Origin of the sequence: Noviherbaspirillum pedocola, assembly GCF_016632335.1 — a bacterium.
In the GTDB taxonomy this organism is placed as follows: Bacteria; Pseudomonadota; Gammaproteobacteria; order Burkholderiales; family Burkholderiaceae_D; genus Noviherbaspirillum_A; species Noviherbaspirillum_A pedocola.
Genome location: NZ_JAEPBG010000018.1, coordinates 17425 through 39590 on the forward strand (window position 1 = coordinate 17425; position 22166 = coordinate 39590).

18 protein-coding genes are annotated in these 22166 nt (G+C 62.8%); 8 read left to right on the forward strand and 10 right to left on the reverse strand.

Annotated elements, in window-relative coordinates; genetic code table 11:
* The first annotated feature begins 204 nt into the window (after window positions 1-204).
* Both JJB74_RS26545 and JJB74_RS26550 read left to right on the forward strand, forming a co-directional pair.
* A complete protein-coding gene (locus tag JJB74_RS26545; RefSeq protein ID WP_200597205.1) occupies window positions 205-2409 on the forward strand; it encodes an OsmC domain/YcaO domain-containing protein in 2205 nt (734 codons plus the stop codon).
* Window positions 2410-2573: 164 nt separating this feature from the next.
* The gene (locus JJB74_RS26550) at window positions 2574-4256 is read left to right on the forward strand and encodes a tetratricopeptide repeat protein (protein ID WP_200597207.1); all 1683 of its coding nucleotides are present in this window, start codon (window positions 2574-2576) and stop codon (window positions 4254-4256) included.
* Between the two features lie 29 nt (window positions 4257-4285).
* Here the strand turns inward: JJB74_RS26550 and JJB74_RS26555 are convergent, their stop codons facing one another.
* From JJB74_RS26555 to JJB74_RS26580, 6 genes are all read right to left on the reverse strand, one after another.
* Window positions 4286-5167, reverse strand: coding sequence for an ABC transporter permease (locus tag JJB74_RS26555; RefSeq protein ID WP_200597209.1), 882 nt, complete (start codon window positions 5165-5167; stop codon window positions 4286-4288).
* Window positions 5164-6003: an ABC transporter ATP-binding protein gene (locus tag JJB74_RS26560; RefSeq protein WP_234484891.1), complete on the reverse strand. Its 840-nt coding sequence runs from the start codon at window positions 6001-6003 to the stop codon at window positions 5164-5166. The genes JJB74_RS26555 and JJB74_RS26560 overlap by 4 nt, the downstream gene beginning before the upstream one ends.
* A gap of 38 nt (window positions 6004-6041) precedes the next feature.
* Entirely contained in the window at window positions 6042-7019 is a 978-nt protein-coding gene (locus JJB74_RS26565; RefSeq protein WP_234484892.1) for an ABC transporter substrate-binding protein, read from the reverse strand.
* Between the two features lie 101 nt (window positions 7020-7120).
* Window positions 7121-8014 (reverse strand): TauD/TfdA dioxygenase family protein, encoded by an 894-nt coding sequence (locus JJB74_RS26570; RefSeq protein WP_200597215.1) that lies wholly within the window; start codon window positions 8012-8014, stop codon window positions 7121-7123.
* Window positions 8015-8103: 89 nt separating this feature from the next.
* Window positions 8104-9111, reverse strand: a complete 1008-nt coding sequence (locus tag JJB74_RS26575; RefSeq protein WP_200597216.1) for a sulfate ABC transporter substrate-binding protein — start codon at window positions 9109-9111, stop codon at window positions 8104-8106.
* A 351-nt stretch (window positions 9112-9462) separates the two neighbouring features.
* Complete coding sequence (locus tag JJB74_RS26580; protein ID WP_200597218.1) at window positions 9463-9765, reverse strand: DUF4148 domain-containing protein; 303 nt, start codon at window positions 9763-9765, stop codon at window positions 9463-9465.
* A gap of 477 nt (window positions 9766-10242) precedes the next feature.
* Here JJB74_RS26580 and pepA point away from each other — a divergent pair, with 477 nt between their 5' ends.
* The 4 genes from pepA to JJB74_RS26600 all read left to right on the forward strand — a co-directional run bounded on the left by pepA (window position 10243) and on the right by JJB74_RS26600 (window position 14543).
* Window positions 10243-11085, forward strand: coding sequence for a flocculation-associated PEP-CTERM protein PepA (gene pepA / locus JJB74_RS26585; RefSeq protein ID WP_200597220.1), 843 nt, complete (start codon window positions 10243-10245; stop codon window positions 11083-11085).
* A gap of 301 nt (window positions 11086-11386) precedes the next feature.
* Entirely contained in the window at window positions 11387-13096 is a 1710-nt protein-coding gene (locus tag JJB74_RS34005; protein WP_325170181.1) for a methyl-accepting chemotaxis protein, read from the forward strand.
* Between the two features lie 271 nt (window positions 13097-13367).
* Entirely contained in the window at window positions 13368-13790 is a 423-nt protein-coding gene (locus JJB74_RS26595) for a hypothetical protein (RefSeq protein ID WP_200597221.1), read from the forward strand.
* A gap of 24 nt (window positions 13791-13814) precedes the next feature.
* Window positions 13815-14543, forward strand: a complete 729-nt coding sequence (locus JJB74_RS26600; protein ID WP_200597223.1) for an endonuclease III domain-containing protein — start codon at window positions 13815-13817, stop codon at window positions 14541-14543.
* An 87-nt stretch (window positions 14544-14630) separates the two neighbouring features.
* On the opposite strand, the gene cydB is transcribed toward JJB74_RS26600, so the two are convergent.
* The 3 genes from cydB to JJB74_RS26615 all read right to left on the reverse strand — a co-directional run bounded on the left by cydB (window position 14631) and on the right by JJB74_RS26615 (window position 17979).
* Window positions 14631-15662: a cytochrome d ubiquinol oxidase subunit II gene (gene cydB, locus JJB74_RS26605; RefSeq protein ID WP_200597225.1), complete on the reverse strand. Its 1032-nt coding sequence runs from the start codon at window positions 15660-15662 to the stop codon at window positions 14631-14633.
* Window positions 15659-17053: a cytochrome ubiquinol oxidase subunit I gene (locus tag JJB74_RS26610; RefSeq protein WP_200597226.1), complete on the reverse strand. Its 1395-nt coding sequence runs from the start codon at window positions 17051-17053 to the stop codon at window positions 15659-15661. The genes cydB and JJB74_RS26610 overlap by 4 nt, the downstream gene beginning before the upstream one ends.
* A 197-nt stretch (window positions 17054-17250) precedes the next feature.
* Window positions 17251-17979, reverse strand: a complete 729-nt coding sequence (locus JJB74_RS26615) for a type 1 glutamine amidotransferase domain-containing protein (protein WP_200597228.1) — start codon at window positions 17977-17979, stop codon at window positions 17251-17253.
* A gap of 627 nt (window positions 17980-18606) precedes the next feature.
* Here JJB74_RS26615 and JJB74_RS26620 point away from each other — a divergent pair.
* Window positions 18607-18993, forward strand: a complete 387-nt coding sequence (locus tag JJB74_RS26620) for a cupin domain-containing protein (protein ID WP_200597229.1) — start codon at window positions 18607-18609, stop codon at window positions 18991-18993.
* A 3-nt stretch (window positions 18994-18996) separates the two neighbouring features.
* Here JJB74_RS26620 and JJB74_RS26625 read toward each other — a convergent pair whose 3' ends face one another.
* Window positions 18997-21360, reverse strand: a complete 2364-nt coding sequence (locus JJB74_RS26625; protein WP_200597231.1) for a putative bifunctional diguanylate cyclase/phosphodiesterase — start codon at window positions 21358-21360, stop codon at window positions 18997-18999.
* Between the two features lie 160 nt (window positions 21361-21520).
* Between JJB74_RS26625 and JJB74_RS26630 the strand changes: the two genes are divergently transcribed.
* Window positions 21521-22156 (forward strand): glutathione S-transferase family protein, encoded by a 636-nt coding sequence (locus JJB74_RS26630; protein WP_200597233.1) that lies wholly within the window; start codon window positions 21521-21523, stop codon window positions 22154-22156.
* Window positions 22157-22166 lie beyond the last annotated feature (10 nt).

Consider the following 22166-nt stretch of genomic DNA (forward strand, 5'->3'; position numbering starts at 1 on the left):
CTTACCTGGGCTGCTCGCGCGACCCACTGGCAATTGAATCGCCTGAATCGCCCAAATCGTCCACTCAACCACCCTGACGGGAGTGGATGTCGTCCTTCCCCTGGCCGCTCTTGCGCATTGCGCTGGCTATCGTGTGCGCCCCGATGCATCACTGGGTGTCAGCGCGGCGACAGACAATAACGGCCACATCATTTTGGAGCTCCCATGGAAATCAAGGTCAATTTTCTCGACAAGCTTCGTCTCGAAGCCAAGTTCGACGATTTCACGGTAGTGGCCGACCAGCCCATCCGCTACAAGGGCGATGGCTCGGCGCCAGGCCCCTTCGATTACTTCCTGGCCTCCTCGGCCCTGTGTGCGGCCTACTTTGTGAAGCTGTACTGCGTTACGCGCAATATCCCGACCGAGAACATCCGCCTGTCGCAGAACAATATCGTTGATCCGGAAAACCGTTATCAGCAGATTTTCAAGATACAGGTCGAGCTGCCGGAGGATATCTCCGCCTATGACCGTCAGGGCATCCTGCGCTCCATCGAACGTTGCACGGTCAAGAAGGTGGTGCAGGCCGGACCCGAGTTCGTGATCGAAGAGGTGGAGAACCTCGATGCCGATGCCCAGTCCCTGCTGACGCTGAAGCCGGCTCCGGATGCCAGCACCCGTATCGTGGGCAAGGATCTGCCGCTGGAGCAAACCATCGCCAACATGTCGGGCGTGCTGGCGAACCTGGGCATCAAGATCGAAATCGCTTCATGGCGCAACATCATTCCCAACGTCTGGTCGCTGCATATCCGCGATGCGCACTCGCCGATGTGCTTTACCAATGGCAAGGGCGCAACCAAGGAAAGCGCGCTGGCGTCGGCGCTGGGCGAGTATATCGAGCGCCTGAGCTGCAACCATTTCTACGCTGGCTCGTTCTGGGGCGAAGACATTGCCAATGCGCCGTTCGTGCATTACCCGGATGAGCGCTGGTTCAAACCCGGCCCTGATGATGCGTTGCCGGCGGAAATCCTCGATGACTACTGCCTGTCGATTTACGACGCTGATGGCGAGCTGCGTGGCTCGCACCTGGTCGACACCAACTCGGGCAATGTGGAGCGCGGCATCTGCTCACTGCCGTATGTGCGTCAGTCTGATGGCGAAGTGGTGTACTTCCCATCCAACCTGGTCGAGAACCTTTACGTCAGCAATGGCATGAGCGCCGGCAATACCCTGGCCGAAGCGCAGGTGCAATGCCTATCTGAAATTTTCGAGCGGGCAGTGAAGCGCGAAATCCTGGAAGGCGAAATGGCGCTGCCTGATGTGCCGCAGGAAGTGCTGGCGAAATACCCGCGCATCCTGGCGGGCATCCAGGGCCTGGAAGCGCAGGGCTTCCCAGTGCTGGTGAAGGATGCGTCGCTGGGCGGGACCTACCCGGTCATGTGCGTGACCCTGATGAACCCGCGCACCGGCGGCGTCTTCGCTTCGTTCGGCGCGCACCCGAGCTTCGAGGTCGCGCTGGAACGCAGCCTGACGGAACTGCTGCAGGGCCGCAGCTTCGAAGGCCTGAACGATCTGCCTGCGCCCACCTTCGCCAGCAACGCCGTTACCGAACCGAACAACTTCGTTGAACACTTCATCGATTCCAGCGGCATCGTGTCCTGGCGTTTTTTCAGCGCCAAGTCGAACTTCGATTTCGTCGAGTGGGATTTCTCAGGCCAGGGCGAAAATTCGAATGCCGAGGAAGCCGCGACCCTGCTCGGCATTCTTGAAGCCATGGGCAAGGAGGTCTACATGGCGGTGTATGACCATCTGGGCGCCATTGCCTGCCGCATCCTGGTGCCCGGCTATTCGGAAATCTATCCCGTGGAAGACCTGATCTGGGACAACACCAACAAGGCCTTGCTGTTCCGCGCGGATATCCTGAACCTGCATCGACTGGACAATGCCAGCCTGGAAGCGCTGCTCGATCGCCTGAACAACAGCGAGCTCGATGAATACTCCGACGTCGCCACGTTGATCGGCATCGAGTTCGACGAGAACACGGAATGGGGACAGCTGACGGTGCTCGAGCTGAAGCTCCTCATTCATCTCGCCCTGCAGCAGTTCGAAGCGGCGCACGAGCTGGTGGGCGCCTTCCTGCAGTACAACGACAACACCGTCGAACGCGGCTTGTTCTATCAAGCCCTGAACGTCGTGCTGGAGGTGCTGCTCGATGACGAGCTGGAACTCGATGATTACGTCGTCAACTTCCGCCGCATGTTCGGCAATGCGCGCATGGACGCGGTGCTGGGCTCGGTGGACGGCAGCGTGCGCTTTTATGGCCTGACGCCAACCAGCATGGAACTGGAAGGGCTCGACAGGCACCAACGCCTGATTGATAGCTACATGAAAATACATGCGGCACGGGCAGGGGTAGCGGCTATAGCGCGTTAACGGGACGGGCGATTGCTGGATGCGATGCCGTCTTTCATCTCCGGCAGCAGCATCCGGGAAAAAGAAAACCGTTCGCGCTGACGGGCTGTACAAGTCCCTGGCGCTGTGCGGAGCGCGTGTATCTTGCTCGCCTTTTCGATCCGTCCCGGTTCCTCATCCGCCGCATGAACGAACTTCTTCAAGCCCAAGCCCTGTTCCAGCAAGGAAAACGCGAGAAAGCCAAGACGCTGCTTCAGAAGCTCCTGAAGCAGCAACCTGATCATGCCGAAGCACTGAGATTACTGGGGTATATCGCCGGCTCGGCGGGCGACTACCAAAGCGCCGCAAAGCACCTCGCCCGCGCGCTGGAACACGACCCATCCTCTGCAGAGGGCTGGTATTACCGCGCCGTGGCATTGCAGCATCTTGGTCAGCATGCGAAAGCGCTCGACGCCTTCAACGAAGCGCTGCGCCTGTATCCGAACCTGTTCCATGCCCGACACGATGCCGGGCTGTCGCTGTCGGCGCTGCAGCGTTTCACGGAAGCAGTGGAAAGCTTCGACATGGCGATCGCACTCGATCCGCTTTCCTGGAGCGCCTACTACAACCGCGGCATCGCGCTCGGTTGCCTGGGTCGACATGAAGAAGAGCTGATCAGTTATGACAAGGCCTTGACCGCCAATCCGGACAACGCGCCCGTTCTCGGCAATCGCGGCGTTGCGCTCGCCATGCTCGGCAGGCATGAAGAAGCCTTGCCCTGTTTCGAACGCGCGTTGCAGCTCGATCCGCATCATCCCGAAGTATTGAGCGGCTATGGCGCCACCCTGGTTCAACTGGCGCGTTATGACGAAGCGCTGGCCGCGCAGGAAAGGGCGCTGAAGCTCAAGCCCAACTTGGCGAAGGCGCATTTCAATCGCGCGCAAGTATTGCTGGTGCGCGGCGATTTCGCGCAGGGGTGGCAAGCCTATGAATGGCGCTGGAAGACGCCGGAATTCGCTGCTGGGTGGAAAGCTTCAGGGAAGTCGCGCTGGACCGGGCAGCAGGCCCTGCGCGGCAAGAGCATCTTGCTGCGTGCGGAACAGGGCCTGGGCGACACGATTCAGTTCTGTCGCTATGCGCCGCTGGTCGCCGGCCTGGGCGCCGAGGTGATCCTGGAAGTGCAGCCGCCGCTGGTGAGCCTGCTGCGCAGTCTGAACGGCGTCCAGGTCATTGCCAGGGGCGAGGAGCTTCCGGATGCCGACTATGAATGTCCATTGATGAGCCTCCCCGGGGTTTTTCACACCGACCTGACATCCCTCGGCGACACGGTTCCCTATCTTGCCGCCGACAAAGCCAAGGCGCAGTACTGGAAGGCCAGGCTGGGCGACAGGAACCGGCCGCGGGTCGGCCTGGTGTGGAACGGTGGATTCCGGGAGAACCGGCCGGACCTGTGGAGCATCAATGCCAGGCGCAATATCTCGCTGCGCCAAATCGCCACGCTGAATCGCGCCGACATCGCGTTTTTCAGCCTGCAGAAAGGCGAGCCCGCCGAATCGGAATTGCGTGAGCACGGAGCGGAACTGTGGCCGACGGACAATCTGGCCGTGTTCACCGAAGCGCTGCGCGACTTCAGCGATACAGCGGCACTGATCGCCAACCTTGACCTCGTGATCAGCGTGGACACCTCGACCGCGCATCTGGCCGGCGCGATGGGCAAGCCGGTGTGGATTTTGAATCGTTACGACACCTGCTGGCGCTGGTTCCTCGACCACAGCGACAGCCCGTGGTATCCCAGCGCGACCCTGTATCGGCAGCCGAGCATGGGCGACTGGGACAGCGTGCTCGACACGGTCACGGCCGACCTCGCCAAATTCGCGGAATCAGCCTGAGGGCGCCGTGCCGCGGCCGCGCAGCGCTCTCAACGCTGCCGCTGCATCCCCCAGCGCTGCACCGTCACCCGCTCCAGCGTTCGGAACACGCCGTTCTCCACCAGCAGCCCGGTCAGAATCACCAGCGCCAGTCCGGCAAACACCTTGTCGGTGTACAGCTCATTGCGGTTCTGGAAGATGTACCAGCCCAGTCCGCCCTTGCCCGATGCCGCGCCGAACACCAGTTCGGCGGCGATCAATGTGCGCCAGGCGAAGGCCCAGCCGACCTTGATGCCTGAAATGATGGCGGGCAGTGCTGCCGGGATCAGCACCTGCAGCACCAGGCGCACACCGGAAAGACCATAGTTGCGGCCGGCCATGCGCAGCGTTTCTGGCACGGCGCGAAAGCCCGCATAGGTATTGAGCGCCAGCGGCCATAGCACCGAATGCACGATGACGAAGATCAGGCTGCCGCGTCCCAGGCCGAACCACAGCAGCGCCAGCGGCAGCAGCGCGATCGCGGGCAGCGGATTGAACATGGCGGTGAGCGTCTCCAGCAATTCGCAACCGATGCGCGTCGATACCGCCAGCGAGGTCAGCAGGAAGGCCAGCACGATGCCCAGCGCATAACCCTGCAGCAGCACGATCAGCGAATTGCCGACGGAGCGCGGCAGCTCGCCGCTCATCATGCCCGCAACCAATGCCTGCGCTGTCTGCAGGAAGGTCGGCAGCAACAGGTCATTGCCCTGCCAGCGCGCCGCGCTCTCCCACAGCAGCGCCAGCGCGGCCAGCAGCATTGCACGGCGCAGCCATGGGGATTGCCTGACGATCGCAAACGGGCGCCGCTGCGGTGTCGATGCGACGGCGCCGGTGTATGGCACCAACGGACGTTCATATTCACCGCGAACCGGCGGCTCGAGTATGGCGCTCATGATGCGGCGCTCCTTTGCAAAGCGGGTTCGGGTCGCGGCGTTTCGTCCGGCTGGCTCTCGAACAGCAGATGATGGATGCGCTGCGCGCTGCGCTGGAATTCCGCGCTGCCGGCACTGCGCAGGTCGAATTGATGACTGTTGATCTCGGCGCGCACCCGGCCCGGATGCGGCGACAGCAGCAGGATGCGATTGCCCACCACCAGCGCCTCCTCGATCGAATGCGTCACGAACAAGAGCGTGAAGCGCAGCTCTTCCCACAGCGCCTGCAATTCCTCCTGCATGCGCCGCCGCGTCAGCGCATCGAGCGCGGCGAAAGGCTCGTCCATCAGCAGCACCTCGGGCTGCATCGCCAGCGCGCGCGCAATCGCCACACGCTGCTTCATGCCGCCGGACAGCGTATGCGGATAGGCGTCGGCAAAGCGCGCCAGCCCCACCTTTTCCAGCCAGTGCAGCGCGCGCTCGCCCGCTTCGCGCCGCGACAGCCTGCCGCTGGCGACCAACGGAAACATCACGTTCTGCCGCACCGTCTTCCAAGGCGGCAACTGGTCGAATTCCTGGAACACCACCACCCGATCCGGTCCCGGTTGCGTGACCGGCGCGCCGCCGAGCAGAATCTCGCCTTCGCTCGGCGCGATGAAGCCGGCCACTGCCTTGAGCAGCGAAGACTTGCCGCAGCCGGACGGCCCGAGCAGCACGAAGCGGTCACCGCGATGCACATCGAAGCTGACCTGATGCGTGGCGCGCACGCTGCGCGTGGCATCGCCAAAGTCCAGTGACACGTTCCTCACTTCCAGCAGCGGTTGCGGCAGGCCGCTCTGGCGCGGTGGCACGACCATCTTCAGGGTCTGTGTGGCTTGTGGATTGCGCGCATGCATCAGCTGCCTCCTGCGGTTGCCGGGTCGTCGAAGAAGTAATCCTTCCAGCTCGCCGGCCGGTTCCTGATCGCGCCGACCTTGTGCATGAACTGCGCCAGGCCCAGCGTGTTTTCCGGCGCAACCTTGAACTGCACTTGCGGGTCCTTGACGATGGACAGCAGCAGCGCGCGGTCGATGCTGTTGCGCTTCAAGTAGATGTCCGCCGCGCCTTCCGGGTTGGCGCGGATGAAGTCGGCCGCTTCGGCCAGCGCGGCGGTGAAGGCGCGATAGGTCTTCGGATTCTCGTTGCGGAATTTTTCGGTGGCATACAGCACCGTGGCCGAGCTCGGTCCGCCCTGCACCTTGTAGGAATCGAGCACGATATGCGCATTGCGGCTGCCCGCCAGCTCCTGCTGCTGGAACGGCGGATTGCCGAAGTGGGCATTGATCTCGGTGCCGCCGGCAATCACCGCAGCGGTCGCGTCCGGATGGGGCACCGCCTGGGTGATCTTGTCCAGCCGCGCCCATTCGCTGTCGCCGAACTGCTGCGCCGCCGCCATCTGCAGGATGCGCGCCTGCACCGACACGCCCACCGCCGGCAGCGCGATGCGGTCCTTCTCGCCGAAGTCGGCCAGCGTCTTTACCTTCGGATTGTTGCTCACCAGGTAGTACGGAAAATTGCCGAGCGATGCCACGCCCTTCACATTCTGGCGGCCGCGGGTGCGGTCCCAGATGGTGAGCAGCGGGCCAACGCCGGCGCCGGCGACATCGATGTTGCCGGACAGGAGCGCATCATTGACCGCCGCGCCGCCGGAAAGCCTGGCCCAGTCCACCTTGATGTCCAGCCCTTCCTTCTTGCCCTGCTTTTCGATCAGTTGCCGGTCCTGTGTGACATTGAGCAGCAGGTAGACGATGCCGAATTGCTCAGCGATGCGGATACGGCCTTCGGCATGCGCGGGTGCTGCCAGGGCGAAGCAGGCCGCCATCGCGCCCAGCATGCCGGCGGCGCGGAAGAGACGGGAGGATCGTAACCCTGATGAAGTGCCTGGAGTTGGCGGCAATGGCATGAGACTTCCTTTCAGCTTGTGGGGTGGGCACATCAGAACGGCGCGTCGCCTTCGATGGTGGTGCGGTACAGCGTGCGCGGCAGATGTTCAGGGCAGCCGGTGGCCAGATGCATCAGCGAGCGGTTGTCCCAGAACACCATGTCGTGCGGCTGCCAGCGATGGCGGTAGATGTGCTCGGGCTTGACGCTGTGGGCGAACAGTTCGTCCAGCAATTGCCGGCTCTCGTCTTCGGGCAGGCCGACGATGCGCGTCGTGAAATGCTCCGAGACAAACAAGGCGCGGCGCCCGGTTTCGGGATGGGTGCGCACCACCGGGTGCACTACCGGCTTGACCTCGGCGATCTGCTGCGCGCTCAGGTTCGGCCGCCAGGGACTGCGCCGCTGCAGATCGGCATAGCGCGCCAGGTAGTTGTGTTCAGCCTGGCGACCTTGCACCGCGGCTTTCAACGCGGCAGGCAGCAGGTCCCAGGCCAGGTGCATGTTGGCGAACAGCGTGTCGCCGCCCTCTTCCGGCAGCGTCTGCGCGTGCAGCATCGAACCGAGGCTCGGATGCTCCTTGTACGACAGGTCCGAATGCCACAGCTGGCCGGCGTCGCCCAGACCGATCGGCTGGCCATCCACCTTCACGTTGGACACCACCAGGATCTCGGGATGCGACGGCAGCTGGAACTGGCGCAGCACATGCATCTGCAGCGGACCGAAGCGGCGGCTGAACGCGATCTGCTGCTCGGGCGTGATGCGCAGATCGCGGAAGACCAGCACATGATGGTCGAGATGCGCGCGGTGGATGCGGCGGAAATCCGCGTCGGCGAGCGGCTGCGACAGATCGAGGTGCAACACTTCCGCGCCGAGCGGCGCGTCGAATGGACGGATGGCGATGGATGCTTCGGCATGTGCGACACGCGAAGACAGTAAAGATGTGGACATGGAATCTCCGCGCGACGGCCGCTTGCCTGCGGGCCGGCGCTGATGAACGAGGGGAGGAACCGGACTTCGCAGCCCGGAAGCCGGCTGACTTACTTGCGGCCCGGCTGATAGATCTGATCGAAGATGCCGCCGTCGGCAAAATGCGCCTTCTGCGCCTGCGCCCAGTCGCCGGCGACATCGGCCAGCGTGAACAGCTTCACCTTCGGGAACTGCGCCGCATACTTCGCCGCGATCTTGTCGCTGGCCGGACGATAGTGGTTCTGCGCGATGATTTCCTGGCCAGCATCGGTGTACAGGAATTGCAGATAGGCTTCGGCTGCCTTGCGCGTGCCATGCTTGTCGACATTCTTGTCGACTACCGCGACCGGCGGCTCGGCCAGAATGCTCTGCGCCGGCGCCACCAACTCGACCTTGTCCGGACCGAGTTCCTTGATCGCCAGAATCGCTTCGTTTTCCCAGGCGATCAGCACATCGCCGATACCGCGCTCAACGAAGGTCGTGGTTGCGCCGCGCGCGCCGGAATCGAGCACTGGCACATTGCGGTACAGCTTGCCGAGGAAGTCCTTCGCGCTGGCTTCATTGCCGCCCGGCTGCTTCAACGCATAGCCCCATGCGGCCAAGTGGTTCCAGCGTGCGCCGCCGGAAGTCTTGGGATTCGGCGTAATCACCGACACGCCCGGCTTGATGAGGTCGTTCCAATCGTGGATGCCCTTGGGATTGCCCTTCCTTACCAGGAACACGATGGTTGAGGTGTACGGCGAAGCATTGTGCGGCAGGCGCTTTTGCCAGTCGGCGGCGATCAGCTTGCGCTGCGCGATCGCGTCGATGTCGTAGCCCAGCGCCAGCGTCACCACGTCGGCTTCCAGGCCGTCGATGACCGAGCGCGCCTGCTTGCCCGAGCCGCCATGCGACTGGCTGATTTTCACATCGTCCCCGGTCTGCGCCTTCCATTGTTTGGCGAAGGCGGCGTTGACGCTCTGGTACAGCTCGCGCGTCGGATCGTAGGAAACATTGAGCAACTTCACTTCGGCCGCCTGCAAGGACGGCGCGATTAGGGAAAGGGCGAAGGCAAACGGAAGAAATTTGTAGCGCAGCATGGAACGTCCTCGCGAATCTTGTTATGAGGGCTGCAGAGTAAATTCTTGCTTAATATTCCGGAACCGATGTTTACTGCTTTACATATGCATCAGGCGCATAAGGCGGGTACTGCGACCTGTGCGTGGATCCATTACTTCAGGCCGTCGCGCTTGAAGCGAAATCCGTGTTTCCCCTTGCGTCTCCAGCGCGTGGACGAAAAAAAACCCGCTCACTGGGAGCGGGTTAATCCATCCTTTGGAGGGTGGAGGAGACAGGTGCAACTATAAAGACGCGGAAGCCGGAAACGAAATTGTCATTCCCGATAGCCGTTATGCGCTGCGTGAATGATGCGGCTAGCCGTGTTGTGATGCTCAGCCGAAGTACAGGCTGTTGACCGGGGACTGGCTGCGCTGCTGTTTCACAGCCTTGGCCTGCTCGATCTTCACGTCACCGCGCGCTTTCTCGCTCTTCGCATAGACCGCGTCCTGGCCGTCGTGCTGGCGCATCGCCGTCACGCCTTCGCGCTGTGCCTGCACCAGATCCTGGCGCACTTCGGCGCGGGTCAGGTTCGAATGAAAGCCGGCGTCCGGAGCGACGAACTCGGTTTGCTGGGCAAAAGCGCCGGTCGAAGCGGCAAGCATGGCGGCGGCGGCGAGAATGGTTTTGATGTTCATGGTGTTCTCCAAGTTGGGTATCAGTGTGTTTTCGGGCTCGGCGGTCTGACTTGGCCGGCGGGTCCTGCCTCGCTGAATCGCACTGCGTTCCTGTGTGTTCATCGATGAAGCACAGTCTACCTATCACCACGCTGGCAATAAACATCGTCCGCAGCAATGTTTTATTCCACAAAAAGAAACAATACTGCTTTCACCGTTGCTGCCAGCTGGTGGCGCCCCTTCCTGTAACCGTAAGTAATCTCTCCTTGACCAAACGCAACATGTTTGATCTGAACCAGTGTCGACCGAAATGACATTCGATTAACACATTTTCCGTTGAAAATTCGTAAGTGTTTGATTTGTCAGCTAATTGACATACTGGCAAGCTTTTTGCTCAGAGAATCTTGTCGAAAAAATATTACAACGACATCAGCGAAGGCCAGGGAAGGCACCCGGATAACACGGGACTACTTATAAACACGATCTCTGGAAGGCATCATGAAAAAAGCAATCAACAAAACTCTGGTAGCAGCAGCAATCGCCGGCGCACTCGGACTGGCAAGCTTCGGCGCGATGGCGCAAACCACCGGCGCAGTCTTCCCGGATTTCACCGTCAATCAAGCTTCCGTGCCGGGCTCGAGCGGTTCCTTCATCGCCGACAAGATCACTGGCAACTACGACGAAATCATCACCTTCGGCGCCAACAACACCTTCAACGTGTCGCTGCTCTGGAACGCAGGTCAGTTCGTCGCCAATAACGGCACGACCACGGTGCCGTCGCAGCTCGGCCAGACCGGCTCGACGATTGCGCAGCAGTACGGCCTGTATGCACTGTACACCGGCAGCGGCACCGTCAGCTCCGCCGGCGGCAAGACCACCTTCAACTTCACGCCGGGCGGCAGCCTGTCGGTGTACATCGATCCGAACACCGACACCACATTCAACAAGCCGGGCAACGGTTCTACGCCCTGGACGGCCAACACCGGCGGCGACGATTACCTGATCGCCACCGGCATGCCGACCTCTGGCCAAGGCACGCTGGACCCGACGCTGTCCACCTGCGGCAGCAACGGTACCGGCAGCGGCATCAACTGCGGCAGCTTCGGTTCGTCCACCACTTTCAACCTGACCTCGGCTGGCAGCCAGTTCTTCACCTCGCCGAACCCGTTCTACAACGTGTCCTTCCAGTCCGGCCAGCTGAACAACTTCACGCCGTCCGGCACGCAGGAAATCAACGGTTCGATGGACGTCGTCTTCGGCGTACCTGAGCCGACCAGCGTTGCGCTGATCGGTCTGGGCATGCTCGGTCTGGGCCTGTCGCGCCGTAAGAAGCAAGCGTAATCGCCTGCCGCGGAGTTTTCTCTCCGCGTAAAAAAACGCCGCAGCGGATGCATCCGCTGCGGCGTTTTTTATTCATGGGGCAGGCCATGGCGTCAGCGGCGCTTCCCGCCAGCGCCTTTGTCGCAACGTGCAGACCGCGCTTGCCAGGAAGAATTGCCATGGCGAAAGAAATTCATCGAAACGTACCTAAAGTTTCCTTCCACTAAGCCCGATAAGTCACGAGCAATACACATTTACGGCTGTTTTCTTATCCGCTCCGAACGCCGCAACAACTCCATCGATATCCCAAGAGGAAGCGCCCGTGAACATCAGAACCGCTACCGTTGCCATCCGGCTGGCCGTCAGTTCAGCCATTACCATTTCTCTGCTCATCGCCGTCGGCGCGCTCGGACTGATCCGCATGCATCAGATCGAAGCGCGGCTTGACCACATCGCCGAGGTCAACATGCGCAAGATGACCCTGCTAAACGACATGGCCGAGTCGGTCCATGTGGTGCAGCGGGTGATGCGTACGCTGATTCTGCTTGGCGACGTGCCGCAAGCTGAAAAGGAGCGCGAAAAAATCGTTGCCGCGCGCAAGCGATACGATGAAGCCGCCGCCAGCCTGGACGCCATGCCGGGTACGGAAGCCGGTCTCGCGCTGCGCCGAAAGGCCCGGGACCTCGCCGAGACCGTGCGTCCGCTGAACAGCGAACTGGTTGAACTGGCGCGCGCAGGCCGGGCGCGCGAAGCCACCGAGATCCTGCTGAAGCGTGACATTGCCGCCAACCAGGCATGGATAGACGCCATCGAGGAAAACGTCGCGATGCAGAAGACGCTCACCGCGACAGATGTCGAGGCGGCGCACCAGGCGTACCACAACGCCAGCACGATGGAACTGCTGCTGATCGCGCTTGGCGTGGCCGCCGCCCTGCTGTCCGGATGGCTGTTGAGCCGCGGCCTGCTGCGCCAGCTCGGCGGCGAGCCGGCATACGCGGCGCAGGTGGCCAGTCAGATCGCAGCGGGCGACCTGTCTGTCGAGGTACACGTCAAACCTGGCGACCGCTCCAGCCTGATGTTTGCGATGCGCACCATGCGCGACAACCTCGCCGGGATCGTCAATGGAGTGCGGCGGGATGCGGAAGCGATCGCTGCGGCTTGCGCGCAGATCGCCACCGGCAACATGGATTTGTCCGCGCGCACCGAGCAGCAGGCTAGCTCGCTCGAGGAAACCGCGGCCTCGGTGGAAGAGCTGACGTCGACGGTGAAAACGAATGCCGATCATGCGCGCGATGCGAGCGCGCTGGCCGAGTCGGCATCGGACATCGCGGTGCAGGGTGAACAGGCGATGAACGATGCGATGCACACCATGGATGCCATCAGTGAGTCGTCCAAACGGATCGTGGACATCATCGGCGTCATCGATGGCATTGCCTTTCAGACCAATATCCTGGCGCTGAATGCCGCGGTGGAAGCGGCCAGAGCCGGCGACCAGGGCCGCGGCTTCGCGGTGGTGGCTTCGGAAGTGCGCAGTCTTGCGCAGCGCTCGGCTTCGGCAGCGCGCGAAATCAAGCTGCTGATTCAGGATTCGGTTGGCAAGGTTGCCTCGGGGTCGGAACAGGTGCAGCGCACCGGCGAGACCATGCGGCGCCTGGTGGACAGCGTCAACAACGTGTCGGCATTGATCGGGCAGATCACCGTGGCCAGCAGCGAGCAGAGCGGTGGCATCGAACAGATCAATGTCGCAATCGCGCATATCGATGGCGTCACGCAGCAGAACGCTGCCCTGGTCGAGCAATCGGCGGCCGCCTCCGCGCAGTTGAAGGACCTGGCGCAACAGCTGTGCGACGCGGTGGCCTCGTTCCGGCTCGACTCGGCGCCGCATCATTCCGCCGCACCGGCGTCCCTCGCGCCGCCGAGAGCAGCGGTGCCGGCGATGGTGCAGTCGCCGAAACCACCAAAGCCGGCCACGCGCAGGCTACAGGGCGACAGCAACGCCCGCGCCAACACCGAAGAGTGGGAAGTGTTCTGAATACCGGGCGGGCAACGCCCCGCCTTGCACTCAAGCGTCTGTCGCGGACATCATGCATCCCGGGATGCGCCTGACCATGCGCATCCGCGGTTCACTGGCCTATGCCGAGCCGCACTGCGGTACGGCGCAAAGGATGGCTCAACACACTTGAGCGCCATCAACACGAGCAAATCGACGACATGGTGAGCGCAGACAAAGGCGACTCGCGCCAACGCCTCCATAATCGAAAGCCCCAGCGCGCCAGGCGCGCAACGCAATCGATGGAGCCTCTATGCATTACCGCATCAACAAGCAGTTCATGACCGCGCTGGCCGCGGCCAGCCTGGCCTTCTCCGCTTTCGCAGCGACCGCGCCTGGCAATACCAAGCAACTCACGCCCGATGAAGTGGAAAAGCAGGTCAAGGCGCAATGGAAGGAGGATGCCAGCCATTGTGGCAACGATCACCAGACCCAGATCGCCAAGGTCGATCTGGTCAGTGCGCAGCAGTACAAGTCCTGGCTGGCGAAACAGAAGGGCGATCTCAGCGCGCTGCCCAAGGTGGTGCCTGATACCCAGTATGTGATCGTCAGCTCGCTGTCCAAGGGCGCGCGCCACGAGATCACTGCTTACGGCCCGGTGTCCGCCGACAAGGGCGCGACCGATTTCCGCAACCTGGTCGGCATGCATATGTGCGACCGCAGCGATCGCTCGTAAGGCTTCGCGCCTGCGCATATCGCCATGCCGACCAGGCGCCCTTCCGCCGCAACGGTGCCCGACGACGCGCTGCAGGCCAAGGCGCTGGAAGTGCACACGCGGCTATGCCGCGAATACGGTTGTCCGAAGCTTTATTTTCATGAGCTCGATCCGCTGTCCGAGCTGGTGTCATCGCTGCTGTCGCATCGCACGCTGAACCGCGATTCGGCGCTGGCCTATCGCACGCTGCGGGAACGCTTCGCGACATGGGAGGAAGTGCGCGATGCGCCGACCGCAGCGGTGCAGGAAGCGATCTCGGCCGCGACCTGGCCCGAGCAGAAAGCGCCACGCCTACAGGCAGTGCTCAAGGCGCTGACCGAGCATGGCCATGGCGCGCTGGACCTGGACTTCCTGCGCGAGCTGCCGGTGGAAGCCGCGCGCGACTGGTTGGAAAGCCTGCCCGGCGTCGGCCCCAAGACCAGCGCGGCGGTGATTTCCTTCAGCACGATGCGCGGGCGCGCATTGCCGGTGGACAGCCATCATCACCGCGTCGCCGAGCGGCTCGCATTGATTCCCAAGGGCATGGCGGTCGGACCGTCGCACCGGGTGCTGGAAGCGCAGCTGCCGCCGGAATGGGATGCGCAGGCGGTGTATGACAATCACCAGGTGATCATGCGGCATGGGAAAGTGGTATGCACTTACCGCGGCCCGGCGTGCGAGCGTTGCGTGCTGCTGGATCTCTGCCCGTATGGACAGGCGCGCGTTGATGCGTAGGGTGGGTGCAACCCACGCGTTTCACGTTGATCAGCCAGTGACCGCGTGGGTTGCACCCACCCTACAAAACCCCGCTTTCTACTTTTGTCAGTGATACCCCTCCCCGGGCCGGATCTTGCCGCGGAACAGCCAGAACACCACGATCGTATAAGCCACGATCAGCGGCAGCAGGATGGCCGCGCCGATCAGGAAGAACATCTGCGAGGACGGCGGCGAGGCAGCTTCCCAGATCGTGATCGACGGCGGCACGAGATACGGCAGGTTCGATGCGGCCAGGCCGATATAGGCCAATAGAAAAATGCCGATCGAGCAGAAGAACGGCAGGAGGCTGTGACCCTTGCGGATGCCGTAATGGCATAGCCAGGCCAACAGCGCAGTGATCACCGGTATCTCGGCCATGAAGAACACATTCGGCGTGGAAAACCAGCGCTCGCGTATGCGCGGCAACGCATATGGCGTCCAGATGCTGACCACGACGATGAAGGCCAGCAGCACCAGCAGCAGCGGCGCGGCCAGCGCGCGGGCGCGCTGTTCCACGCCATCGACGGTCTTCATGATCAGCCAGGTCGCGCCCAGGAGCGCATAACCGATCACGACCGCGCAGCCGCACATCAGCGAAAACGGTGTTGCCCAGTCGAACGCGCCGCCGGTGTACTGGAAATCGTAGACGCGGATCTGCTGCAGGATCGTTCCCAGCACCAGGCCTTGCGCGAAGGCCGCCGCGATGGAGCCGAGCGCGAAGGACACATCCCATTTGCGCTGGCGCGGCTTGGCGACCCAGCGGAATTCGAAGGCTACGCCGCGAAAGATCAGCGCCAGCAGCAGGATGATGATCGGCATGTAGGCCGCCGGCAGGATCACCGCGAAGGCTTTCGGAAACGCGGCCCACAGCGTCACGCCGCCCAGCACCAGCCAGGTTTCATTGCCGTCCCAGAACGGCGCGACCGAATTCATGATCTGGTCGCGATCCGCCTCATGGTCAAAGAACGGAAACAGGATGCCGATGCCGAGATCGAAGCCGTCCAGCACCACGTACATCGCGACCGCAAAGCCGAGCACCATCACCAGCAGCACCGGCAGCGTATCGCCGACATTGGCAAGCACATGGGCGTCGTTCATGAGGCCTCCTTCGCGGTCTGCTGCGCCGCCGACAGCGGCCGGTTCGGCAGCGCCTCGGGATCGCTGGGCGCATGCACCGGCCCCTTGACGATCATGCGGCTGATGTACCAGATGCCGATCGAGAACACGACGAAGTACACGAGCACGAACAGCACCAGCGACACCGCGACCTGGCCCCAGGTCACCGGCGAAACCGCCTGCGCGGTGCGCAGCACGCCATAGGCAATCCATGGCTGGCGGCCGGTCTCGGTGACGATCCAGCCCGACAGCAGCGCGATGAAGCCGACCGGCCAGCCATAGGTCATCGGCTTCAAAAACCAGCGCGCGCCGTCGAGCCGCTTGCGCCACCACAGGAAGACGCCGATGAAGCCGATGGCAATCATCAACAGGCCCAGGCCCACCATCGCGCGAAAGCCGAAGAACACCGGGGCTACCGGCGGCCGGTCCTGCGCCGGGAACTCCTTCAGGCCCTTGAAGCGGCCGTTCCAGCTGTGGGTCAGGATCAGGCTGCCCAGATGCGGTATCGCGATCTCGGCGCGGTTGCGCTCGCCCTTCTGATCCGGCAGCGCGAACAGCACCAGGTCGGCCGGCCCCTTGTCTTCCCAGTGCGCTTCAATTGCCGCGACCTTGGTCGGCTGGTGATGCAGCGTGTTCAGGCCATGCGCATCGCCGACGATGGCCTGGATAGGCGCGAACACCGCGAGCATGCCTAGGCCCATGTGCAGCATGGTGCGCGCCTCCTTGTGAAAGCGCCCCGCAAGCATGTAGCGCGCGCCCGTCGCGGCCACCACCATCGAGGTGGTGAGATAGGTCGCGATCATCATGTGCAGGAAGCGGTAGGGAAAGCTCGGATTGAAGATGATGTGAAACCAGGACACCGGGTAAGCGATGCCGTTCTGCACGGTGAAGCCGGCTGGCGTCTGCATCCAGCTGTTGGCGGCCAGGATCCAGAAGCCCGACAGCGCGGTGCCGAGCGCGACGAACACCGATGCCAGCGTATGCAGCCATGGTGGGAAGCGGTTCCAGCCGAACAGCATGATGCCGAGAAAGCTCGCCTCCAGAAAAAACGCCGTCAGCACTTCATAGGAAAACAGCGGGCCGAGCACGTTGCCGATGGTGGTGGCGAAGCGGCTCCAGTTGGTGCCGAGCTGGTATTCCATGACGATGCCCGAGACCACGCCCATGGCGAAGGAAACCGCGAAAATCTTGGTCCAGAAGCGCGCCAGCGTATGGAAGTGCTGCTCGCCGCTGGCAAGCCAGCGGATTTCCAGCGTGGCGATGAAGGCCGACAAGCCGATGGAGAATGCGGGAAAGACGATGTGGAACGCGATCGTGAAGGCGAACTGCAGACGCGAGAGCAGCGTGGCATCCACGCCGGCAAAGCTTTCCATCGCGGGCTCCTTGATTGATGGCCGGGGCACGGAGCGCCCACGAGCGGGATCTCCTTGTGCGATGGGCTGCTAAAGCCGGGGTGAAGTTCCGTAGGCGACGATCAGGGGACGAAAGGCGCAATGCCCGTAGGGCCTGCTCCGCCCACGCGGTCTCAGGTTGATCAACGTGAAACGCGTGGGTTGCACCCACCCTACCCTTACGACTGCTGCGGCGCGCGCTTGGCCATGCCGGCCACGCCGGCGCCGACGATGGCCAACAGCGCGATCGTGCGCAGCGAAGGCAGCGGCAGCAGGTTGACCGCGCCTGCGGCCAGCTTTGGCGGTGAGGCGCGCTGCGGTGAAGACGATAGCGCGAATGATGGCACGGAGACGATGGGCGCAGTCTCGGCGAAAAGTTCGCGCATGCCGCGGATGAATGCCTTCATGTCCTGCGGGCCGCGGCTGGTAATCCAGTTGCCGTCGCGTACCAGCTTCTGGTCGAGCCAGGTGGCGCCGGCGTGCACCATGTCGTCGCGAATGCCCGGCCAGGAAGTCATGGTGCGGCCGCGGGTCAGTCCGGCCGAGGCCAGCAGCCAGGGGCCGTGGCACAGCGTGGCGATGGGCTTCCTGCGCCGATCGAAGGCACGCACGAATTCACGCGCATCGGCGGACTGGCGCAGCAGGTCGGGATTAATGAAGCCGCCCGGGATCAGCAGGCCGTCGTAGTCATCCGGATCGACTTCATCGATCGCATAATCCACCGCGATCTTGCCGGCCGGCTCGTGCATGTTCATCGCGCGGATACTGCCATTACGCAGCGAGATGATGTCGACCTCGGCGCCCGCTGCGCGCAGCGCCGACATCGGCATCGTCAGTTCGATCTTTTCAAAGCCATCGGCGACCAGCACCGCGATGCGGCGTCCTTCCAGCTTGCTGCTTCCAAACATGAGGGTTTCCTCCAGAGCGACAGGCCTGCCGCTGCATGGAACGTGCGGCAGGACGGGTGGATGTGGCATGCACTCGCGTGTAGATGCCTGTTGGCCCGGCTTGGTTCGGAGAAAGGCGGCGCGGCTTGATTCCGCTTAAGGAAGGAAAAGACGGAGAAGTCAACGACGAGGGCCGGCGCAGTGGCCGGCCCGGTGTATGGCGGTGTGAGCAATGGTCTCGTTGGAAACCCATCGCTCATCGCGGCATCAGCCGCGCACGCCTTCGAGCATGGCGCCGTCATCGGCGCTGTTGACCGCAAGGTAGACGCGCAGCACGACGCAGGCGACAGCGGAAGCGAGCGGAAGAGCGAAGGAAAGCAGGGACATGGCGAACTCCTTGGATGAATGCGTTGTGTTGCGAGGAGTATAGGGAGCGTCATGCGTGCGGGCCAATTTTGATTCCGCATAGCAAATATATGCTTCGCGCATGATTTTCGGGACTGATGGCGGATATATCCCTTACGCATGATGCGCGGCGATAGTCGTGTGGCAAAGCCATGCGCTGCGACCCATGCGCTGCAGTGCTTCACGGGCTCGCATACAATGCGTGGGCCGCATTTGAAGACAAGCCCACCATCAGGAGAACCCATGTCCGGATACAGCATCAACATCGAAGAAAAGACGCTCGCGGGCGACAACTTCCGCGAAGTGCTCTACACCACGACCAAGAGCCAGCTCGTCATCATGACATTGCAGCCCGGCGAGGAAATCGGCCAGGAGAAGCATGAGGAACATGACCAGTTCGTCCGCGTGGAAGCCGGCCAGGGCGTGGCCATACTCGACGGCGAGAAGCATGCGCTGGAAGACGGCGTGGCGGTCGTGATACCGGCCGGCACCGAGCACAACGTGATCAACACTTCCACCAGCGAGCCGATGCGGCTCTATACGCTGTACACCCCGCCAGAACATCCGGACGGCATCGTGCACAGGACCAAGGCTGAGGCCGACGAATACGAGCGCCAGCACGGACACTAGAACCTATTTGCGCTCCCAGGCCGGCGGCGGATTGAATGCGCCGGCCTTGCCGGATGCGACCGGCCCCGGCATCTGCCCCGCCCCTGCCATCTTTCCTCTTTCCCCCGCTGCCTTTGATGGCGGCAAGCCGCGCAGCATGCGCTCCATCGCCTCGGATTCCAGAGGCGCCGAAAACAGATAACCCTGCATCGAATCGCAGCCGCAGCGCGCCAGGTAGGCCAGCTGCTCATGCCGCTCCACGCCCTCGGCCACCACCGACAGGCCGAGGCTGTGCGCCAGCGAAATGATGGCGCCGACGATGGCTTCGCTGTCCGGGTCGCTGCCGATGTCGCGCACGAAAGAGCGGTCTATCTTCAGCTTGTCGATCGGGAAGCGCTTCAGGTAGTACAGGCTGGAATAGCCGGTGCCGAAGTCGTCCACGGATAGCCGCACGCCGAGCCGCTTGAGCTCGTTCAGGGTCGCGGCGGCCTGTTCGACATCGGTCATCATCAGGCTTTCGGTGATTTCGATTTCCAGCTGCGACGCGGCCAGCCCCGAGCGCCGCAGCGCGGCATCGATCGAGGACACCAGATCCTTCTGCGCGAACTGCCGGGCCGACAGGTTGATGGCCATCTGCAGCGGTGGGCAGCCGGCGCGCTGCCAGGCCGCCGCCTGCGTGCAGGCCTGTTCCAGCACCCAGGCGCCGATGGGCACGATCAGGCCGATCTCTTCGGCCACGCCGATGAACTCGGCCGGGTGCACCAGGCCGGGCCGCGGATGCTGCCAGCGCAACAGCGCTTCCACGCCGGAAATGCGGCCGCTCTTCAAGTCCATCTGCGGCTGGTAATACAGCACGAATTCCTGGCTCTCGATGGCATTGCGCAAATCGCTTTCCATGCGCAGCCGGTACATCGCCAGCTCGTTCATCTCGGCTTTATAGAAACGGAAGTTGTTGCGGCCGGCCTGCTTGGCGCGGTACATCGCCACGTCAGCATGCTCGACCAGCATGTCGCCGGCATCGCCGTCGGCCGGATAGACGGCGATGCCCATGCTGCAGCTGATCAGGAGTTCATTGCCGGCGGCCGAAACCGGCGCACACACCGCGTCCATGATGCGAGCGATCAGCGCAGTGGACAGGCTGCCGGCCGGTGAATCGGGCAACAGCAGCACGAACTCGTCGCCGCCCATGCGGGCAATGGTGTCCGAGCCGCGCAGCACGCCCTGCATGCGCTGCGCGATGATCTGCAGCAGCATATCGCCGACCTTGTGGCCGAGGCTGTCGTTGATGAGCTTGAAGCGGTCGAGATCGAGGAAAACCACCCACAGCTCGCGCGACACCGCCCGCGCCTGGTCGATGGCCGCGGCCAGCCTGTCGTTGAGCAGCGCGCGGTTCGGCAAGCCGGTCAGCGCGTCGTGATGCGCGCGGAAATGCACCAGCGCCTCGGCCTGGCGGCGCTGGGTGATGTCGCGGCCGGTGCCGTAGTAGCCGAGCAGTTCGCCCGCCGCGTCGAAGGTCGGTTCGCCATCCATCGAAATCCAGCGCAGCGCGCCGGCATCGTCACGCATGCGCCATTCGATGCCGGCATAGGACTGGCGCGCATGCACCGCGTTCTGATACGCCGCCAGTTCCTCGGGCGCCGGATCGGCGCGCAGCTCTTCGACGGTCTTGCCGATCAGGCGCGCCGGGGCGATGCCGGCATGGGTTTCCAAACCGGCCGAGACCGTGGTGAAGCGCAGCGCCGCATCCTGTTCCCAGTACCAGTCCGAAGACAGCGCGGTCAGGCGGCGAAAGCGCTCTTCGCTGGCGGCGAGCCGGCGCATCGCGGCGCGCCTGCCGGCCATGATGTTGCCGCCGATGACCGCAAACATCGGTAGTGCCGTTGCCATTGCCATCCAGCGCGCGATGTCGTCGCTGTGCGCCTTCCAGCCGCCGACAGGCCAGGACAGCGCGATCACGGCGCCATAGCCGACCAGGATCAGGCCGCACAACAACAGCAGCATCGGGGTGCGGAAGCGAAACACGCAGAACAGCAGCACCAGGCCGAAATAGCTCACCAGCACATCGCGCGTGACATCCGACAGCGTCATCGCAAACAGCAGGGATACCACCGCGGAAGTTGCCATCGGCAGCGTCAGGCTGGGATCGCGGCTGCCGCGATTCAGACCAAACCAGAAGATCAGCCAGAACACCAGCACGCTGCCGACGATGGCGGAGATCGAGAGAATCACCGCGCGGGCGTCGGTCACGCCCGCGAAATACAGCAGCACCAGCAGGATGCAGATGGCCAGCGAGCTGAAGGCCGCCATCATGAACCGGGAAATCCATAAGGTGTCGCGGCTCAGATGCGCGGGATCGTCGCCGGAGCGTGCTGCCTGGTGTCGAGCCATGTCGGAAAGCCTGTCTGTTCTACAAATGTGAAGGAAGGCGCATGTTTGCCGCCATCATAGCCGGGCGATTAGCGAAACTGTAATTTGATGAACGAAAAACCTGTTTCGCAGTCGCATCGGCAATCACGGTTTTACTCTCCCTCATTTCTGCGAGCGCGACATGATCACGGTCTATACCTGGACTACCCCGAACGGGCGCAAGGTGCCCATCATGCTGGAAGAACTGGGCTGGCCTTACGAGGTGCGCACGGTCAATCTCGGACAGAACGAGCAGCATGCGCCCGAGTTTCTGCAGATTTCTCCGAACAACAAGATTCCGGCGCTGGTCGACGACGAGGCCGAGGGCGGTCCGCTGTCGATTTTCGAGAGCGGCGCGATCCTGACTTACCTGGCGGAAAAGAGCGGCCGCTTCCTGGCGCCTTCTGGGCCGGAGCGCTACAAGGCGCTGGAATGGCTGCACTGGCAGATCGGCAGTTTGGGGCCGATGCTGGGGCAGCTTGGGTATTTCGCGGTCCGCGCGCAGGACAAGACGCCGGCGGCGATCGAGCGTTTCACCGAGGAGGGAGCGCGGCTGCTGGCGGTGATGGAGAAGCAGCTGGCGCAGCATCGGTATCTGGCTGGGGAGGAATACACGATTGCGGATATCGCGGCGTATCCGTGGACGATGGCGGCGGCGAGTTTTTTGAAGGATGCGTTGGCGGAAGCTTGGAAGGATAAGGAAGCGGTAAGACGGTGGCTGAAGGATGTGGGGGAAAGGCCGGCGGTGCAGCGGGGGATGGGAGTGCCGAAGGTTTGATTCCACAAGC

What these genes read in the sequence shown, in the direction of transcription:
- JJB74_RS26545 (WP_200597205.1), top strand. Translation starts at nt 205, where the DNA reads ATGGAAATCAAGGTCAATTTTCTCGACAAGCTTCGTCTCGAAGCCAAG.
- JJB74_RS26550 (WP_200597207.1), top strand. Translation starts at nt 2,574, where the DNA reads ATGAACGAACTTCTTCAAGCCCAAGCCCTGTTCCAGCAAGGAAAACGC.
- JJB74_RS26555 (WP_200597209.1), bottom strand. Translation starts at nt 5,167, where the DNA reads ATGAGCGCCATACTCGAGCCGCCGGTTCGCGGTGAATATGAACGTCCG.
- JJB74_RS26560 (WP_234484891.1), bottom strand. Translation starts at nt 6,003, where the DNA reads ATGGTCGTGCCACCGCGCCAGAGCGGCCTGCCGCAACCGCTGCTGGAA.
- JJB74_RS26565 (WP_234484892.1), bottom strand. Translation starts at nt 7,019, where the DNA reads ATGCTGGGCGCGATGGCGGCCTGCTTCGCCCTGGCAGCACCCGCGCAT.
- JJB74_RS26570 (WP_200597215.1), bottom strand. Translation starts at nt 8,014, where the DNA reads ATGTCCACATCTTTACTGTCTTCGCGTGTCGCACATGCCGAAGCATCC.
- JJB74_RS26575 (WP_200597216.1), bottom strand. Translation starts at nt 9,111, where the DNA reads ATGCTGCGCTACAAATTTCTTCCGTTTGCCTTCGCCCTTTCCCTAATC.
- JJB74_RS26580 (WP_200597218.1), bottom strand. Translation starts at nt 9,765, where the DNA reads ATGAACATCAAAACCATTCTCGCCGCCGCCGCCATGCTTGCCGCTTCG.
- pepA (WP_200597220.1), top strand. Translation starts at nt 10,243, where the DNA reads ATGAAAAAAGCAATCAACAAAACTCTGGTAGCAGCAGCAATCGCCGGC.
- JJB74_RS26595 (WP_200597221.1), top strand. Translation starts at nt 13,368, where the DNA reads ATGCATTACCGCATCAACAAGCAGTTCATGACCGCGCTGGCCGCGGCC.
- JJB74_RS26600 (WP_200597223.1), top strand. Translation starts at nt 13,815, where the DNA reads ATGCCGACCAGGCGCCCTTCCGCCGCAACGGTGCCCGACGACGCGCTG.
- cydB (WP_200597225.1), bottom strand. Translation starts at nt 15,662, where the DNA reads ATGAACGACGCCCATGTGCTTGCCAATGTCGGCGATACGCTGCCGGTG.
- JJB74_RS26610 (WP_200597226.1), bottom strand. Translation starts at nt 17,053, where the DNA reads ATGGAAAGCTTTGCCGGCGTGGATGCCACGCTGCTCTCGCGTCTGCAG.
- JJB74_RS26615 (WP_200597228.1), bottom strand. Translation starts at nt 17,979, where the DNA reads ATGTTTGGAAGCAGCAAGCTGGAAGGACGCCGCATCGCGGTGCTGGTC.
- JJB74_RS26620 (WP_200597229.1), top strand. Translation starts at nt 18,607, where the DNA reads ATGTCCGGATACAGCATCAACATCGAAGAAAAGACGCTCGCGGGCGAC.
- JJB74_RS26625 (WP_200597231.1), bottom strand. Translation starts at nt 21,360, where the DNA reads ATGGCTCGACACCAGGCAGCACGCTCCGGCGACGATCCCGCGCATCTG.
- JJB74_RS26630 (WP_200597233.1), top strand. Translation starts at nt 21,521, where the DNA reads ATGATCACGGTCTATACCTGGACTACCCCGAACGGGCGCAAGGTGCCC.